The sequence below is a fragment of the Serratia sp. AR11 genome (assembly GCF_056376275.1).
On sequence record NZ_CM150739.1, the window covers coordinates 1,166,511 to 1,182,211 of the forward strand.

The window sequence follows — 15,701 nt, forward strand, 5'->3', positions numbered from 1 at the left end:
GACGAGAGACGACTATGTTTGGTAAAGGCGGTCTGGGCAACCTGATGAAGCAAGCCCAGCAAATGCAAGAAAAAATGCAGCAGATGCAGGAAGAAGTCGCCAAATTGGAAGTGACTGGCGAATCCGGTGCCGGCCTGGTGAAAGTCACCATCAATGGCGCGCACAACTGCCGTCGTGTGGAGATCGATCCGAGCCTGATGGAAGACGATAAAGATATGCTGGAAGACCTGATCGCTGCTGCGATCAACGACGCCGCACGTCGTATCGACGAAACCCAGAAAGAGAAAATGGCGTCTGTGTCCAATGGCATGCAACTGCCACCTGGCTTTAAGATGCCGTTCTGATGCAAACCAGCCCGCTCCTTGAAACACTGATGGAGGCGTTGCGTTGCCTGCCGGGCGTTGGCCCCAAGTCGGCGCAGCGCATGGCATTCCAACTGTTGCAGCGCGATCGCAGCGGTGGCATGCGTTTGGCGCAGGCGCTGACCCGCGCCATGTCGGAAATCGGTCACTGTGCCGATTGCCGCACCTTCACCGAGCAGGATATCTGCACCATCTGCGCTAATCCGCGCCGTCAACAAAACGGCCAGATCTGCGTGGTGGAAAGCCCGGCTGATATTCACGCCATCGAGCAGACCGGCCAGTTCGCCGGGCGCTACTTTGTGTTGATGGGCCACCTGTCGCCGATGGACGGCATTGGCCCAGGCGATATCGGTCTGGATCGGCTGGAGCAACGGCTGGAAAAAGAAAGCGTTACTGAAGTGATCCTGGCGACCAACCCGACGGTGGAAGGTGACGCAACCGCCAACTACATCGCCGAGATGTGTGGCCAGTATGGCGTAGTGGCCAGCCGCATTGCCCACGGCGTGCCGGTGGGTGGCGAGCTGGAGATGGTCGACGGCACCACGCTGTCGCATTCCCTGGCCGGTCGCCACGTTATCAAGTTCTGATGCTTAGCGGGGCCATCACGGCCCCGTTACTTTGCCAAAAAAATTCCCCCAGTCGCTTGAAAAACAATGCTCTGACCCCCACTTGATCCTCATTGTCCGATTTTGGTAGCTATATCTTTGAGGTAATCAATGAGTATGAAAGGTCAAGAAACCCGTGGTTTCCAGTCTGAAGTAAAACAACTGCTTCATTTGATGATTCATTCGCTGTACTCCAATAAAGAAATTTTCCTGCGCGAGCTGATCTCCAACGCCTCAGACGCCGCCGACAAGCTGCGTTTCCGCGCGCTGTCCGCGCCAGAGCTGTATGAAGGCGACGGCGAGCTGCGTGTGCGTCTTTCCTTCGATAAAGACCAGCGTACGCTGACCATTGCCGACAATGGCATTGGCATGAACCGCGAAGAAGTGATTGAAAACCTGGGCACCATCGCAAAATCAGGGACTAAAGCCTTCCTGGAGTCTATCGGCTCCGATCAGGCCAAAGACAGCCAATTGATCGGCCAGTTCGGCGTGGGCTTCTACTCCGCGTTCATCGTGGCGGATAAAGTCACCGTGCGTACCCGCGCAGCCGGTGCCGCCGCCGATCAGGGCGTGTTCTGGGAGTCTGTTGGTGAGGGCGATTACACCATTGCCGACGTCAGCAAAGAAGATCGCGGTACCGAAATCACTCTGCATCTGCGCGAAGGCGAAGATGAATACCTCGACGCCTGGCGTCTGCGTTCGGTGATCGGTAAATACTCCGACCACATCGCACTGCCGGTTGAGATTGAAACCAAAAACGAAGAAGACGGCACCGTCACCTGGGAAAAAATCAACAAGGCGCAGGCCCTGTGGACCCGTAGCAAGGCCGACGTCACTGACGAAGAATACAAAGAGTTCTACAAACACATTGCTCACGACTTTACCGATCCGCTGAGCTGGAGCCACAACCGGGTGGAAGGCAAGCAGGAATACACCAGCCTGCTGTATATCCCGGCCCAGGCCCCGTGGGACATGTGGAACCGCGATCACAAGCACGGCCTGAAACTGTATGTTCAGCGCGTGTTTATCATGGACGAAGCTGAGCAGTTCATGCCGAACTACCTGCGTTTCGTGCGTGGCCTGATAGATTCCAACGATCTGCCGCTGAACGTCTCGCGTGAAATTCTGCAAGACAGCCGTGTGACGCAAAACCTGCGTGGCGCGCTGACCAAGCGTGTGCTGCAGATGCTGGAAAAACTGGCCAAAGACGACGCGGAAGGCTACCAGAAGTTCTGGCAGCAGTTCGGCCTGGTGTTGAAAGAAGGCCCGGCGGAAGACGCGAACAATAAAGAAACCATCGCCAAACTGCTGCGTTTCGCCTCTACCCAGAGTGACAGCTCGGCGCAGACGGTTTCGCTGGAAGAGTACGTTGGCCGCATGGCCGAAGGGCAGGAGAAGATTTATTACATCACTGCCGACAGCTATGCCGCCGCCAAGAGCAGCCCGCACCTGGAGCTGTTCCGCAAGAAAGGCATCGAAGTATTGCTGCTTTCTGACCGTATCGATGAATGGATGATGAGCTACCTGACCGAGTTTGACGGCAAGCCGTTCCAGTCGGTCAGCAAGGCGGACGACGCGCTGGACAAACTGGCGGATGAAACCGAAGAGCAGAAGGCCGCTGAGAAGCAGCTGGAGCCGTTCGTTGACCGCGTGAAGACCCTGCTGGGCGATCGTGTGAAGGATGTGCGCCTGACGCACCGCCTGACCGATACGCCGGCTATCGTCATCACCGACGCCGATGAAATGAGCACCCAGATGGCAAAACTGTTTGCCGCTGCGGGCCAGGAAGCGCCGGCCGTGAAATACATTTTCGAATTGAATCCGGAGCATGCGCTGGTCAAACGCGCATCCGATGTGGGCGATAACGAACAATTCGCCGAATGGATTGACCTGTTATTGGATCAGGCGCTGCTGGCCGAACGCGGCACGCTGGAAGACCCAAATCAGTTTATCCGCCGCATGAATAAGCTGTTGTCCGCATAATTTCGACCTTATACGCCTCTGACCTAAAGGTTGGAGGCGTTTTTTTTTGCTTTTCTCACTGATTTTCAGCGTTTTACCCTCTTTTTTGCCCTTTCTGCTCCGCAATCGATTTCCTCGGGTACCTTGAGCCAGCCCCCCCTGAAATGGTATGGTTGAGCGTTTTCGCAATTTTATAAAAACTACATAGCAAGGGGATTTACGCAATGCGTATCATTCTGCTGGGCGCTCCGGGCGCTGGTAAAGGTACTCAGGCTCAATTCATCATGGAGAAATACGGTATTCCGCAAATCTCTACTGGTGATATGTTGCGCGCAGCCGTGAAGGCCGGCAGTGAACTGGGCAAGCAGGCGAAAGAAATCATGGATGCCGGCAAGCTGGTAACCGATGAACTGGTCATTGCACTGGTTAAAGAACGCATCACCCAGGAAGACTGCCGTAACGGCTTCCTGCTGGACGGTTTCCCACGCACTATTCCACAGGCTGACGCGATGAAAGAAGCCGGCATCAACGTGGATTATGTGCTGGAATTCGACGTGCCGGACGAACTGATCGTTGATCGCATCGTTGGTCGCCGCGTGCATGCGCCATCTGGCCGCGTGTACCACGTTAAATTCAATCCGCCGAAGGTGGAAGGCAAAGACGACGCAACCGGCGAAGACCTGACGACCCGTAAAGACGATCAGGAAGAAACCGTGCGCAAACGTCTGGTTGAATATCACCAGATGACGGCACCGTTGATTTCCTACTACAGCAAAGAAGCTGCAGCAGGCAACACCCAATACCGTAAAATCGACGGCACCCGTAAAGTGACCGAAGTGAGCGCTGAACTGGCGACCATCCTCGGCTGATCGGTTTTTCATTGCGGTGTATAGCGCCAGGCCTTATCGGTCTGGCGTTTTTTTTTGCTATTTTCCAGCCGAACTGTGATCGCCGTGGCTTGTTGAGCCAGTGCGCTTTAATCAGCCGCGATAAATGACGTATAACTGCCTCCATAATCACCCATGGGGACTCTCCTGATGCTCAGATCCACCAATTTGCTGGCAGAATCCACCGCGCGCCAGATCGTGCAGCGGGCGATGGGCATCATCAATCATTCCGTCAACGTTATGGACAGCAACGGTGTCATCATTGCCTCCGGTAACCCCTCACGCCTGTTCCAGCGCCATGAGGGCGCGGTGCTGGCGCTAACCGAGAACCGGGTAGTGGAAATTGATGCGGTGACCGCAGCGCATCTTAAAGGGGTACGGCCAGGCATTAACCTGCCATTTAGCTTTCGTAGCCAGCAGGTGGGGGTGATCGGCATTTCCGGCGAACCCACCCAGGTGCGCGCCTATGCCGAACTGGTAAAAATGGCGGCTGAGCTGATGGTGGAGCAGGCGGCATTATTGAGCCAAAACCAGTGGGAAAAGCGTTATCGCGAGGAACTGGCGAATCAGTTGTTGCAGCCGCAGTCGGCATCGGCCTCGCTGGAGGCGATGGCTGCCTATCTGGGCCTGGATCTGCAACTGCCGCGTATCGTCTGGATCCTGGAGTTACAGGATCCCCAGCCGAATTTATTGCGTGAACTGCTGGCGGAACTGGAACACAGCCAGCGTGAGGCGCTGCTCGCCATCACCGGCCTCAACGAAATGGTCCTGCTGCGGCCCGCCAGCCTGGTGCAGGGGGAATGGAGTTTGAAACAGGAGCGCAAACAGGCGCAGCAGTTGCAAAGCCAGCTCCAGTCGCGTTTCAACCTGCGTTTGATTATCGGCGGCTTCTTTAGCGGTGAGGCGGGGCTGCATCGTTCTAACCTGACCGCCCGCGCCACCCAGGCGATGGCGCAGCGGTTGAAACTGCGCCACAAGACGCTGTTCTACCAAGATTACCCGCTGCCGTCATTGCTGTGCGATTTGGGGGAAGACTGGCGTGCGCAGGAGCTTTCACGCCCCTGGCAGATCCTGGGGGCCAGTGATGAAAAAGGCGTACTGCGCAGCACCCTGCGGCACTATTTTTCGCGAAATTGTGATCAGACGCAGACTGCCACTGAGCTGCATATTCACGTCAATACCCTGCGCTATCGCCTGCAGCGCATTGAGGCGATTACCGGATTGAAAATCAATCAGTTAACTGATGCCTTGCAGTTATACATCGGCATGCTGATGCACCACTGAGTTGTGTAAAACCACAACTTTACGGCGCGCCAGTCGGTGGGTTTTTGTGGCTTCCTCTCACGCTAATGTTCGGCGCTCAGGATATGTTTTCCCCACACCAACAACGGGGAAAATAATAATGACAACGGTATCCACATTGGGGGCGCTGGTGGCATTGGTCGTCGCTATCGTTCTGATTTTACGCAAGGTTCCGCCAGCCTACGGCATGATTGCCGGTGCGCTGGCCGGTGGATTGTGTGGCGGCGCCGATCTGGTACAGACCGTGACGCTGATGATCACCGGCGCTCAGGGCATCACCAACGCCGTAATGCGCATTCTGGCCGCGGGGGTATTGGCCGGGGTGCTGATTGAGTCCGGCGCGGCGCACACCATTGCTGAAACCATTGTCCGCAAGGTTGGGGAAACCCGTGCGCTGCTGGCGCTGGCGATAGCTACACTGATCCTTACGGCGGTTGGGGTATTTATCGACGTGGCAGTGATCACCGTAGCGCCGATCGCTCTCTCCATTGCCCAGAAGGCCGGGATCTCGCGCGGTGCCATCCTGTTGGCGATGATCGGTGGCGGCAAGGCCGGTAACGTGATGTCACCCAACCCGAACACCATTGCGGCCGCCGATAACTTCCATGTGCCGCTGACCTCGGTAATGATGGCCGGCATCGTGCCTGGCCTGTGTGGGCTGGTGGTGGCCTATCTGCTGGCCCGGCGCTTGAGCAACAAGGGGGACAAGGTGCTGGCAGAGGAACTGACGCAGCATGCTGAGGGTTCTCGCCCAGGCTTTGCGGCGGCGATCAGCGCGCCGTTGGTTGCCATTGTGCTGCTGTCACTGCGGCCGATCGCCGGTATCGCCGTCGATCCGCTGATTGCGTTACCGGCCGGCGGATTGGTGGGAGCGTTATTGATGGGACGCATTCGCCAGTGTAATCAGTTTATGGTTTCTGGCCTGAGCCGCATGGCTCCGGTGGCGATTATGCTGCTCGGCACCGGTACGCTGGCGGGCATTATCGCCAACTCGGCGCTGAAGGACGCGTTGATTAACGGATTGACCCACACCGGTATGCCGGCCTGGCTGCTGGCCCCGCTGTCCGGGGCATTGATGTCGATGGCGACCGCTTCCACCACCGCCGGTACCGCCGTGGCATCCGGCGTATTCAGCAGCACCTTGCTGGAGCTGGGCGTCAGCGGGTTGGCGGGGGCGGCGATGATCCATGCCGGTGCCACGGTGCTGGATCACCTGCCACACGGCAGTTTCTTCCACGCCACCGGCGGCAGCGTCAATATGGTGGTGCATCAACGGCTGAAATTACTGCCGTATGAAACCCTGATAGGCTTCACCATTGCCGCCGTCTCGGCGTTGATGTTTGGCGTATTTAATCTGGCAGGATAAGGAATACTGATGAAAACGCTGAAAAAAGTGGTAATTGCCCCAGACTCGTTTAAAGAGAGCCTGAGTGCGATGGCGGTGGCTGAGGCCATCGAGCGCGGATTCCGCCAGATTTACCCGCAGGTGCAGTATGTGAAATTGCCGATGGCGGACGGCGGCGAAGGCACGGTGGATTCGATGGTGGCGGCCACCGGCGGAGAAATCGTCAGGGTTGAGGTCACCGGCCCGTTGGGCCAGCCAGTCTCTGCCTTTTACGGCTTGCTGGGGGAGGGGGAAACTGCCGTTATCGAGATGGCGGCCGCTTCCGGCCTGCATTTGGCGCCCAAGGGACAGCGCGATCCGCGTATTACCACCAGTTACGGTACCGGTGAACTGATCCTGGCGGCGCTGGAACGCGGCGTGAAGACGATTATTCTGGGTATCGGCGGGAGTGCCACCAACGACGGGGGGGCCGGTATGATGCAGGCGCTGGGGGCCAGGCTGCTGGATGACCAACAGCAACCGTTGCCGCCGGGTGGCGCGGCACTGGCCCGGTTAGCGCAAATTGATCTTTCAGCGGTAGACCCTCGCCTGCAGCAGGTGAGCGTAACGGCTGCCTGTGACGTGGATAACCCGTTATGTGGCCCTCACGGGGCTTCGGCGGTGTTTGGCCCGCAGAAGGGCGCCACGCCGGAGATGGTGACGCAGTTGGATGCGGCACTAAGCCATTTCGGCTGTTTGCTGCAGCAGGCTACCGGCCGCGAGGTGCTCAACGCACCGGGCGCCGGAGCGGCGGGCGGAATGGGGGCGGCCTTGCTCGGCATGCTCAACGCTCGCTTACGGCCAGGAATTGAGATCGTGATTGAAACTTTGCGGCTGGAAGAGGCGCTTCGCGACGCCGATCTGGTGATCACCGGAGAGGGGCGACTGGATAGCCAGTCGATCCACGGCAAAACGCCGATTGGCGTGGCAAGGGTTGCCAAACGCCATGGCTTGCCGGTGATCGGCATCGCCGGCAGCCTGTCGAAAGATTATCAGGTGGTGCACCAGCATGGCATTGACGCCGCTTTTTCGGTACTTGACCGTGTCGTCACGCTGGAAGAAGCCCTGACTGACGCGGCCGATAATCTTGAGGTCACGGCCCGCAATGTGGCGGCGGTCTGGAAGCTGGCGCAATCCTGAGGTTCATACCCTTTACCTGTTGCTGATATCGGTTCCGATGAGGCGCTTTTCCGTTACAATAGGTGCCATTAATTGACGTTAACCCCCTGACCCAGAACGGGGGGTTAGCTTGCAAGGAACCAAGGGGAACTGTGATGAAGCAAGAGAAACACGGAGTATTGCTGGTGAACCTGGGCACGCCGGATGCTCCGACCTCGTCGGCGGTAAAACGCTATCTAAAGGAATTCCTCAGTGACGACCGCGTGGTGGATACGGCCCCGCTGATTTGGTGGCCGATCCTCAACGGCGCCATCTTGCCGATCCGTTCACCGCGGGTCGCCAAGTTGTATCAGTCGGTATGGATGGACGAAGGTTCTCCGTTGCTGGTTTACAGCCGCCGCCAGCAGCGCGCGTTGGCCGCACGTATGCCCAACACGCCGGTTGAGCTGGGTATGAGCTACGGCTCCCCAAGCCTGGCCGAAGCGATTGACAAGCTGCTGGCGCAAGGCGTGACCAATCTGGTGGTGTTGCCGCTGTACCCGCAATACTCCTGCTCGACCAGCGCCGCGGTATGGGACGGAGTGGCCCGGATACTGAAAGGCTACCGTCGCCTGCCGTCAGTCAGCTTTATCCGCGACTATGCCGAGCACCCGGCCTACATTGCCGCGCTGCGCCAAAGTGTTGAGCATTCGTTTGCCGAGCATGGTCAGCCGGATCGGCTGGTGTTGTCATTCCATGGCATTCCCAAGCGCTATGCGCGTCTGGGCGACGATTATCCGCAGCGTTGCGAGGACACGTTACGTGCCCTGACGGCGACGTTACCGCTGGCACCGGAACGGGTGATGATGACTTATCAGTCGCGCTTTGGTCGTGAGCCCTGGCTGACGCCTTATACCGACGAGACCCTCAAAGGCCTGCCGGCTCAGGGTGTTAAACATATTCAGCTTATCTGCCCCGGTTTCTCTGCGGACTGCCTGGAAACGCTGGAGGAGATAAAAGAGCAAAACCGCGAGATCTTCCTTAAGGCCGGCGGTGAGAAGTTCGAGTACATTTCAGCGCTCAACGACGAGCCGGCGCACATTGATATGATGCAGCAACTGGTGGCACAGCGCTTCTGATCCTCAGAACGCAAAATGGTGACGGCCATCATCAATCGGGCAGGAATGTGCTAACATTCTCTGCCTGTTAACTGCCACTGCCGCCAATTAAATGAAATTTCCTGGTAAACGTAAGTCCAAACACTATTTTCCGGTGAACGCCCGCGATCCGCTCTTGCAGCAGGCTCAGCCCGAAAATGAAATCAGCACCTCTTATGTCGTCGGTATTGACCAGACGCTGGTGGATATCGAAGCCAAAGTGGACGACAGCTTCGTCCAGCGCTATGGCCTGAGTCTGGGGCATTCTCTGGTGATCGAGGATGACGTCGCCGAGGCGCTGTATCAGGAATTGATCGACAACAATTTAATCACCCATCAGTTTGCCGGCGGTACCATCGGCAATACTTTGCACAACTATTCAGTGCTGGCGGATGACCGCTCGGTGCTGCTCGGTGTGATGTGCAGCAATATCAAGATTGGCAGCTACGCCTACCGCTATCTGTGCAATACCTCCAGCCGTACCGATCTTAACCACCTGCAGGCGGTTGATGGTGCTATTGGTCGCTGCTTCACGCTGATCGGTGAAAGCGGTGAGCGCACCTTCGCCATCAGCCCAGGGCAGATGAATCAACTGCGGCCGGAAAGCGTGACGGAAGAGGTGATTGCCGGTGCCTCGGCATTGGTGCTGACGTCCTATCTGGTGCGTTGCAAGGAAGGTGAGCCGATGCCGGCGGCGACCATGCAGGCGATCGAGTTTGCCAAAAAGCACGATGTACCGGTGGTACTGACGCTCGGCACCAAGTACGTGATCGCCGACAACCCGCAGTGGTGGCGCGATTTCCTGAAACAGCACGTTTCTATTCTGGCGATGAACGAAGATGAAGCGCTGGAGCTGACCGGGCTGAGCGATCCGCTGACCGCTTCTGACATGGCGCTGGAATGGGTCGATCTGGTGTTGTGTACCGCCGGGCCAAGTGGTTTGTATATGGCGGGTTACACCGAAGAGGCCAACAAGCGCGAAACTCAGCATCCGCTGTTGCCGGGGCATATTGCCGAATTCAACCGCTATGAGTTCAGCCGCGCGATGCGTCGTGAAAGCTGCGAGAACCCGTTCCGCATCTATTCGCACATTGCACCCTATATGGGCGGGCCGGAAAAAATCATGAACACCAACGGTGCCGGTGATGGGGCGCTGTCAGCGCTGCTGCATGATATTGCCGCCAACGGTTTTCACCGTAATAACGTGCCGAACTCCAGCAAGCACGTTCGCAGTTACCTGACTTACTCCTCGTTGGCGCAGGTGTGTAAATACGCTAACCGCGTCAGCTATCAGGTACTGAACCAGCATTCACCGCGTCTGACGCGCGGCCTGCCGGAACGAGAGGACAGCCTGGAAGAGTCTTACTGGGAACGGTAAAAAACAAAAAGGTCCGGAAATATTTAATCATCTGTTAATTAGGGTATTTATTTATAGTATGCAGGAGGTGCTGTCTCGCCAGGTGTTAAATTCTGTAGGCATCTCCAATAGCTATCATTTGTTTAATGAACGGTAACTCAAGGTATTTGAGCTGTTGCCTCCCGGTATGCGACCGCCATATCCTGATGAAATTCACCATAACTGGGCATCTGTTCTGCAAGTTGTTCTATATCGATGCCAGCTGCATCCAAATGTAGTACTTGTGCTACCGTTGACACTTCACCCGCTAATGCTTCGTTTAGCTGGGCTTTGGCCGAATTTGGTACATTGTCGTTACCAGATAGGTCTTCCAGTCTGGCGCATTGTTGGTAATTATCACGCAATACACAAAGCATCCATGTCTCTGACTTTGGTTTTGGGACCATTGCTACGCCGCGTTTTCCTAAACCAGCATCGTTGAAACCGTGACGAATGGAGCTCACTTTATCCTGCCATAGGCTTGCAGCCGCTGACCTTGTGCCATCACAATCGCGAAACAGCACGGCTATCGCCGGATCGTTGTGTTCTTCAGCAAGACGGTTTGTTATCTCACCTAGCATGAGTGCATTGAGATAAAAGAAACCCGTTTCCACGCCTGGTCGGTTTTTACCGGTCAGTGACATGCTTTTTTTATTCTCACGTAAACGTTGCGCTGCTTTGGTTAACTCGATTTTACTGACAAAGATATATTGTTCGGGTGTAATATCCAGTAAGGAATATCCAATCGACCTCTCAACTTCTTTATCCACAAAGCAAGTCATAGGACCGTATCGGAAATCGGGTGGTTGACATTCACCCTGATCATTCATGCAACAGCCCAAATCTGAGGGCCCCTCACCACTCAATACGACTATCATCATCATTCCTTGTCAGAGGGTTCACTTTGCTCATCAAGTGCAATATTTTCTCGTGTTAATTGCTGCAGATCTGTATCAATGAATGCTTCTCCTGGCCCCATTACCGCCAATTTTTCATCAATTCGTTGTATGTCAAAGAACCTTCGAGCACGGGTCTGAGCTTGTGGGGACTTATAAACATACTGAACGCCTTTACGGGCAATATCATCAGCGAGATAGTTGAGGATCATTGGACTATGAGTAGTGACGATTACCTGTGATTTTGCTTCCACCAGGGTATCGACTAGCTGTTCAATAATCTGTGGATTGATACCATTTTCAATTTCATCGAGCAGTAGTAAAGAGCCCTTTTGAGATTCTACTTGCGCCAGCACAGCCAGAATACGCAATAGCCCATCATTTAGTTGACTGGCATCAGTCTTGCAAAAGGTAAGTGCACCATTTTCGTCGAGAAATCGCTCTTCAACAATCAGGCGCTTCCAGCCACCTTTGGTGGTAGAAATTCGGAAGTGTTCAATTTGTGGGTAGAATTTTTGCAGAATAATCAGCAGGTTATTTTTGCTGCTGCTGGTGAGTGTATCGAGATATCCTGACAATTTTTCGCCGCCAATACCGACTCCCGAAGGTTCAAAATCAGATCGTGACCGTTTGCGAAGTAGGTGTGGAGAAAGAAGTTCAAGTGATTTTATATTTCGCAATGCGTCTCGAAACGGGATAATGGCTGCAGGAAAAATAGTCTCCTTCAGCACAGATAATATTGAACCACTATATTCAAAAGGGATGGATTCATAAGGTCTATCAAGTGTGCGGTATTTCCCATCCTGTACTTCAAGGAACATCCTTCCGTCAATATGAATGCTTTCACGAGTCATTCGCATAAAATTGCGATTGAAGTAACCTTGCCAGATCAGTGTGCGATCATTGAGTTGATAAATAACCTCTAAAAATAAAGGATGGGAAGATGCTTTACTATTACTGGTACGTGAATAAAGATCGCTGGATTCCCAACCCCTATCTTGTAGCCAGGTATACAAATTCCCTCGCATCTGTTGAGCCATGAAGTCAATGGCCTGTAGCAGAGTACTTTTACCTGCGCCATTCATACCAACGAAGCAATTGAATTTTTCCAGACTGATAGATACATCAACTAAAGATTTAAAATTACGTATTGTTATTGTTCGAATCATTAAATTTTCCTTATCCACTCTCTTAACAACGCGTGAAAGAGTCGAAAGAACAAAGAATAATCGTTAAGAAGGCGAGTAGCAACTCTGAGGGGCTGAACTTAGATAGCTGCACACTATTGCCCCCCACAGGGAGGCAAATCCCAGAGTATCTCCTTCCTTAATGGGCGGCATGGTGACATGTAGAGTGTGTCACATCAAATCGGGCAGCCGCCCATTTTCTCTTCTTCAGTCAGCGTATCCAACTTAAGGATATTCAGCATGCTGTTGGCGATTTCCCGTTCTCCCATCACCACCTGATTCGCCCCACGATCTGAGATATAGGATACTTCGTCATCGTAGTGCGCCCGGGCGATAATCTCGATGTTGGGCCGCTTGGTTCGCGCAGAGGCTACGATCTCACCGGCCTCGTAACCATTGGGGATGGTCAACAACAGCCAGCGTGCGCAGTCCAGCCGTGCTAGATCCATCACTTCCGGATTGGCGGCGTTACCCAGCACCGTTTTAATGCCCTGTTCACGCAATGCTTCAACCCGTGGCCGTGAGTTTTCGATCACTACCAGCGGAATACCGGCTTCGGCCAGCTTGGCCCCCAGCAGACTACCTACGCGGCCATAGCCAACCACCAACGCGTGGTTGCACATATCGACCGGGATCTGCTTCTCGTCCTCTACCGCTTCTTCCAGGATTTGGTCTTCAATGGTCTCGGTCTTGGCCAGATAACGTTCGAGCAGGGTGAACAGCAGCGGGTTAAGCATGATCGACAAAATAGCCCCGGCCAGCACCAGATTGCGGCCGTGCTCCGACATCATGCCCAGCGTGATCCCAAGCCCTGCCAAGATGAAGGCAAACTCGCCAATCTGCGCCAGGCTGGCGGAGATGGTCAGCGCGGTGCGTTTGGAGTGGCCGAACATTTTCACCAGCAGGAATGCGGCCGCCGATTTACCGAACACGATAATCGCCAGCGTTGCCAGCACCGCCAGAGGCTCATTGATCAGGATCATCGGATCAAACAGCATGCCGACCGAGACAAAGAACAGTACGGCGAAGGCATCGCGCAGCGGTAAGGTGTCGTGGGCCGCTCGATGGCTTAGCTCAGACTCATTGAGCACCATACCGGCAAAGAATGCCCCCAGGGCAAAGGAAACATCGAACAGTTTCACCGCGCCATAGGCAATACCGAGTGCCAATGCCAACACCGCCAGGGTAAAGAGCTCACGTGAACCGGTACTGGCGGTTTTCGCCAGGATCCACGGCACCAGGCGACGGCCAACCACAATCATCAGCGCGATAAAGGCGATGACTTTACCAATGGTCACTGCCAACTCAATCAGTAACTGACCGCTGCTGGCGTTGTTATTACCCAGCATATTGCCGAACGCCGGCAGCAATACCAGCGTCAGCACCATCGCCAGGTCTTCTACGATCAGCCAGCCGATGGCGATTTGCCCACGCTGGCTATCAATCAACTGACGCTCTTCCAGCGCACGCAGCAGTACCACGGTACTGGCGGTGGATAAGCAAAGCCCGAACACCAGACCGGAAATCAAATCCCAGCCGAGCAGTTTTGATAACCCTATACCCAGCAAGGTGGCAACGGCAATCTGGGCCACGGCACCGGGAATGGCGATATGTTTTACTGCGAGGAGGTCTTTAAGAGAGAAGTGGAGGCCAACACCAAACATCAACAAAATCACGCCGATTTCCGCCAGTTCCGGAGCCAGCGAGGTGTCGGCAACAAAACCGGGGGTAAAAGGGCCGGCGAGCACGCCTGCGGCAAGGTACCCGACCAGCGGGGAGATGCGCAGGCGATTCGCCAGCATTCCGAGGAGGAAGGCGAGGACCAAGCCTCCGACAATGGTGGTGATTAACGGTGTTGAATTATGCATCCAGACTCCTTCTAGCTATGCATTGCAGCAGAGGGGAAACGCAACAGAGTTACGAAAAGATACATTTAGTTTATTGCATTTGTTCGCGACGTGCTTAGCTAAATATAGCTATTTTGCGAAAAAGCAGAGGATTCCGCTTTTGGTGTGCCAATGAGGAGATTTAACACTTAATAAGCCAAATAATATGGATTTGTGTGGGGGATGACCCGGTTTGGCGATGAATTCAAATCGGGCCTGTAGCAGGGTTATTGTGAGTTATGGTCCATATTGGGCAGCAATGCGGTAATAATGCCGATCAGTGGCAGGAAAGCACAGATTTGGTAGACCAGCTCGATACTGGTCAAATCTGCGACATAACCAAGAACTGCCGCACCTAATCCGCCCATGCCAAAAGCAAAACCGAAGAATAAACCGGAAACCATGCCCACTTTGCCTGGGATCAGTTCCTGAGCGTAAACCAGAATGGCAGAAAACGCCGAAGCGAGTATTACCCCTATAAACACCGTTAAAATGCCGGTCCAATACAGAGATGCATAGGGTAAAACAAGCGTAAAGGGCGCTGCACCAAGGATTGAGCCCCAAATAACACGTTTTCGACCTATCTTGTCGCCAAGAGGCCCGCCGATAATGGTGCCTGCGGCTACGGCGAACAGGAAGGCGAATAGATGAAATTGGGCGTTTTGCACTGAAACACCGAACTTGTGCATCAGATAAAAGGTGTAATAACTGCTAATGCTGGCCAGATAGAAGTATTTGGAGAAAATCAGCACCAGCAGGATGCCAATGGCATAGGTAACCGTACGTTTCGGCAGCGGTTTCACCAAAGAGGCCGTTTTAGGCTGGCCTTTTGTTGCCCGATGCTGTTGTTGATACCATTTACTGACCTGCAATAGCACCACAATCGCCAGCAGCGCTGCCAGGGAGAACCAGGCGACGTTACCCTTGCCGTAAGGTGCGATAATCAGCGCCGCCAGCAGTGGCCCGAGGGAGCTGCCAAAGTTACCGCCCACCTGGAACAGTGACTGTGCCAGGCCATGTCGGCCACCGGAAGCCATCCGCGCTACACGGGAGGATTCCGGATGGAATACCGAAGAGCCGGTACCGACCAATGCCGCCGCCAACAGAACCAGCGGGAAGGTATTGGCCATGGACAGCAGCAGCAGTCCGCACAGGGTAAAACCCATGCCGATGGGCAGCGAATATGGCTGCGGATGTTTATCCGTGTAGTAACCAATCAGCGGCTGCAATAAGGACGCCGTGAGCTGGTAGGTCAGAGTAATCATGCCGATCTGCACGAAGCTGAGGCTGAAGTCAGCCTGCAGGATCGGGTAAATCGCCAGGATCAGCGATTGAATCATGTCGTTGAGCAGGTGAGAGACGCTGATGGCACCGAGAATCGAGAAAGCAGTCCCTTTAACCGCACTGCCCTTGGCCTGTGGCAGGGCGGTTTCGCTACGGTCGGTCATTTTATTATTAGCCTGGTAAGTTTTAGAGGACAGAGCAGATATCTTAGGCAAGATGTTCAATATTTACCATATCCGACATAATTTGACGCACATCGCAAAAATTTGAAATTAGTTGCCATTGTTTCGCGCTA

The 15,701-nt window shown here is 54.6% G+C and carries 13 protein-coding genes; 9 read left to right on the forward strand and 4 right to left on the reverse strand.

The window, feature by feature from the left end; genetic code table 11:
* Window positions 1–14 precede the first annotated feature (14 nt).
* The 9 genes from ACSOSI_RS05505 (at window position 15) to ACSOSI_RS05545 (ending at window position 10,135) form a co-directional block, all read left to right on the forward strand.
* Window positions 15–344: a YbaB/EbfC family nucleoid-associated protein gene (locus tag ACSOSI_RS05505; RefSeq protein ID WP_012005575.1), complete on the forward strand. Its 330-nt coding sequence runs from the start codon at window positions 15–17 to the stop codon at window positions 342–344.
* Window positions 344–949: a recombination mediator RecR gene (gene recR / locus ACSOSI_RS05510; RefSeq protein ID WP_012005576.1), complete on the forward strand. Its 606-nt coding sequence runs from the start codon at window positions 344–346 to the stop codon at window positions 947–949. The genes ACSOSI_RS05505 and recR overlap by 1 nt, the downstream gene beginning before the upstream one ends.
* A 135-nt stretch (window positions 950–1,084) precedes the next feature.
* Window positions 1,085–2,950, forward strand: a complete 1,866-nt coding sequence (gene htpG / locus ACSOSI_RS05515) for a molecular chaperone HtpG (RefSeq protein ID WP_165366722.1) — start codon at window positions 1,085–1,087, stop codon at window positions 2,948–2,950.
* Window positions 2,951–3,153: 203 nt separating this feature from the next.
* On the forward strand, window positions 3,154–3,798 hold the full coding sequence (adk, locus tag ACSOSI_RS05520; protein WP_012005578.1) for an adenylate kinase: 645 nt from the start codon (window positions 3,154–3,156) through the stop codon (window positions 3,796–3,798).
* Window positions 3,799–3,966: 168 nt separating this feature from the next.
* On the forward strand, window positions 3,967–5,100 hold the full coding sequence (locus ACSOSI_RS05525; RefSeq protein WP_476706668.1) for a sugar diacid recognition domain-containing protein: 1,134 nt from the start codon (window positions 3,967–3,969) through the stop codon (window positions 5,098–5,100).
* Between the two features lie 118 nt (window positions 5,101–5,218).
* Window positions 5,219–6,484: a GntP family permease gene (locus ACSOSI_RS05530; RefSeq protein WP_012005580.1), complete on the forward strand. Its 1,266-nt coding sequence runs from the start codon at window positions 5,219–5,221 to the stop codon at window positions 6,482–6,484.
* 9 nt (window positions 6,485–6,493) lie between these two features.
* Complete coding sequence (locus ACSOSI_RS05535; protein WP_411227633.1) at window positions 6,494–7,642, forward strand: glycerate kinase; 1,149 nt, start codon at window positions 6,494–6,496, stop codon at window positions 7,640–7,642.
* Between the two features lie 134 nt (window positions 7,643–7,776).
* Window positions 7,777–8,739: a ferrochelatase gene (gene hemH, locus ACSOSI_RS05540; RefSeq protein WP_012005582.1), complete on the forward strand. Its 963-nt coding sequence runs from the start codon at window positions 7,777–7,779 to the stop codon at window positions 8,737–8,739.
* A gap of 91 nt (window positions 8,740–8,830) precedes the next feature.
* Entirely contained in the window at window positions 8,831–10,135 is a 1,305-nt protein-coding gene (locus ACSOSI_RS05545; protein ID WP_012005583.1) for an inosine/guanosine kinase, read from the forward strand.
* A 137-nt stretch (window positions 10,136–10,272) separates the two neighbouring features.
* Here ACSOSI_RS05545 and ACSOSI_RS05550 read toward each other — a convergent pair whose 3' ends face one another.
* The 4 genes from ACSOSI_RS05550 to ACSOSI_RS05565 all read right to left on the reverse strand — a co-directional run bounded on the left by ACSOSI_RS05550 (window position 10,273) and on the right by ACSOSI_RS05565 (window position 15,570).
* Window positions 10,273–10,923, reverse strand: a complete 651-nt coding sequence (locus ACSOSI_RS05550; protein WP_476706669.1) for a hypothetical protein — start codon at window positions 10,921–10,923, stop codon at window positions 10,273–10,275.
* Between the two features lie 110 nt (window positions 10,924–11,033).
* The gene (locus ACSOSI_RS05555; protein ID WP_476706670.1) at window positions 11,034–12,218 is read right to left on the reverse strand and encodes an AAA family ATPase; all 1,185 of its coding nucleotides are present in this window, start codon (window positions 12,216–12,218) and stop codon (window positions 11,034–11,036) included.
* A gap of 194 nt (window positions 12,219–12,412) precedes the next feature.
* Window positions 12,413–14,104 (reverse strand): YbaL family putative K(+) efflux transporter, encoded by a 1,692-nt coding sequence (gene ybaL, locus ACSOSI_RS05560; protein WP_012005584.1) that lies wholly within the window; start codon window positions 14,102–14,104, stop codon window positions 12,413–12,415.
* A 245-nt stretch (window positions 14,105–14,349) separates the two neighbouring features.
* Window positions 14,350–15,570: an MFS transporter gene (locus ACSOSI_RS05565; RefSeq protein WP_476706671.1), complete on the reverse strand. Its 1,221-nt coding sequence runs from the start codon at window positions 15,568–15,570 to the stop codon at window positions 14,350–14,352.
* Window positions 15,571–15,701: the final 131 nt, after the last annotated feature.

Coding starts and splice junctions, on each gene's coding strand:
- hemH (WP_012005582.1), top strand. CDS start 7,777: ATGAAGCAAGAGAAACACGGAGTATTGCTGGTGAACCTGGGCACGCCG.
- ybaL (WP_012005584.1), bottom strand. CDS start 14,104: ATGCATAATTCAACACCGTTAATCACCACCATTGTCGGAGGCTTGGTC.
- ACSOSI_RS05555 (WP_476706670.1), bottom strand. CDS start 12,218: ATGATTCGAACAATAACAATACGTAATTTTAAATCTTTAGTTGATGTA.
- ACSOSI_RS05505 (WP_012005575.1), top strand. CDS start 15: ATGTTTGGTAAAGGCGGTCTGGGCAACCTGATGAAGCAAGCCCAGCAA.
- ACSOSI_RS05565 (WP_476706671.1), bottom strand. CDS start 15,570: ATGACCGACCGTAGCGAAACCGCCCTGCCACAGGCCAAGGGCAGTGCG.
- adk (WP_012005578.1), top strand. CDS start 3,154: ATGCGTATCATTCTGCTGGGCGCTCCGGGCGCTGGTAAAGGTACTCAG.
- htpG (WP_165366722.1), top strand. CDS start 1,085: ATGAAAGGTCAAGAAACCCGTGGTTTCCAGTCTGAAGTAAAACAACTG.
- ACSOSI_RS05530 (WP_012005580.1), top strand. CDS start 5,219: ATGACAACGGTATCCACATTGGGGGCGCTGGTGGCATTGGTCGTCGCT.
- ACSOSI_RS05535 (WP_411227633.1), top strand. CDS start 6,494: ATGAAAACGCTGAAAAAAGTGGTAATTGCCCCAGACTCGTTTAAAGAG.
- ACSOSI_RS05545 (WP_012005583.1), top strand. CDS start 8,831: ATGAAATTTCCTGGTAAACGTAAGTCCAAACACTATTTTCCGGTGAAC.
- ACSOSI_RS05525 (WP_476706668.1), top strand. CDS start 3,967: ATGCTCAGATCCACCAATTTGCTGGCAGAATCCACCGCGCGCCAGATC.
- recR (WP_012005576.1), top strand. CDS start 344: ATGCAAACCAGCCCGCTCCTTGAAACACTGATGGAGGCGTTGCGTTGC.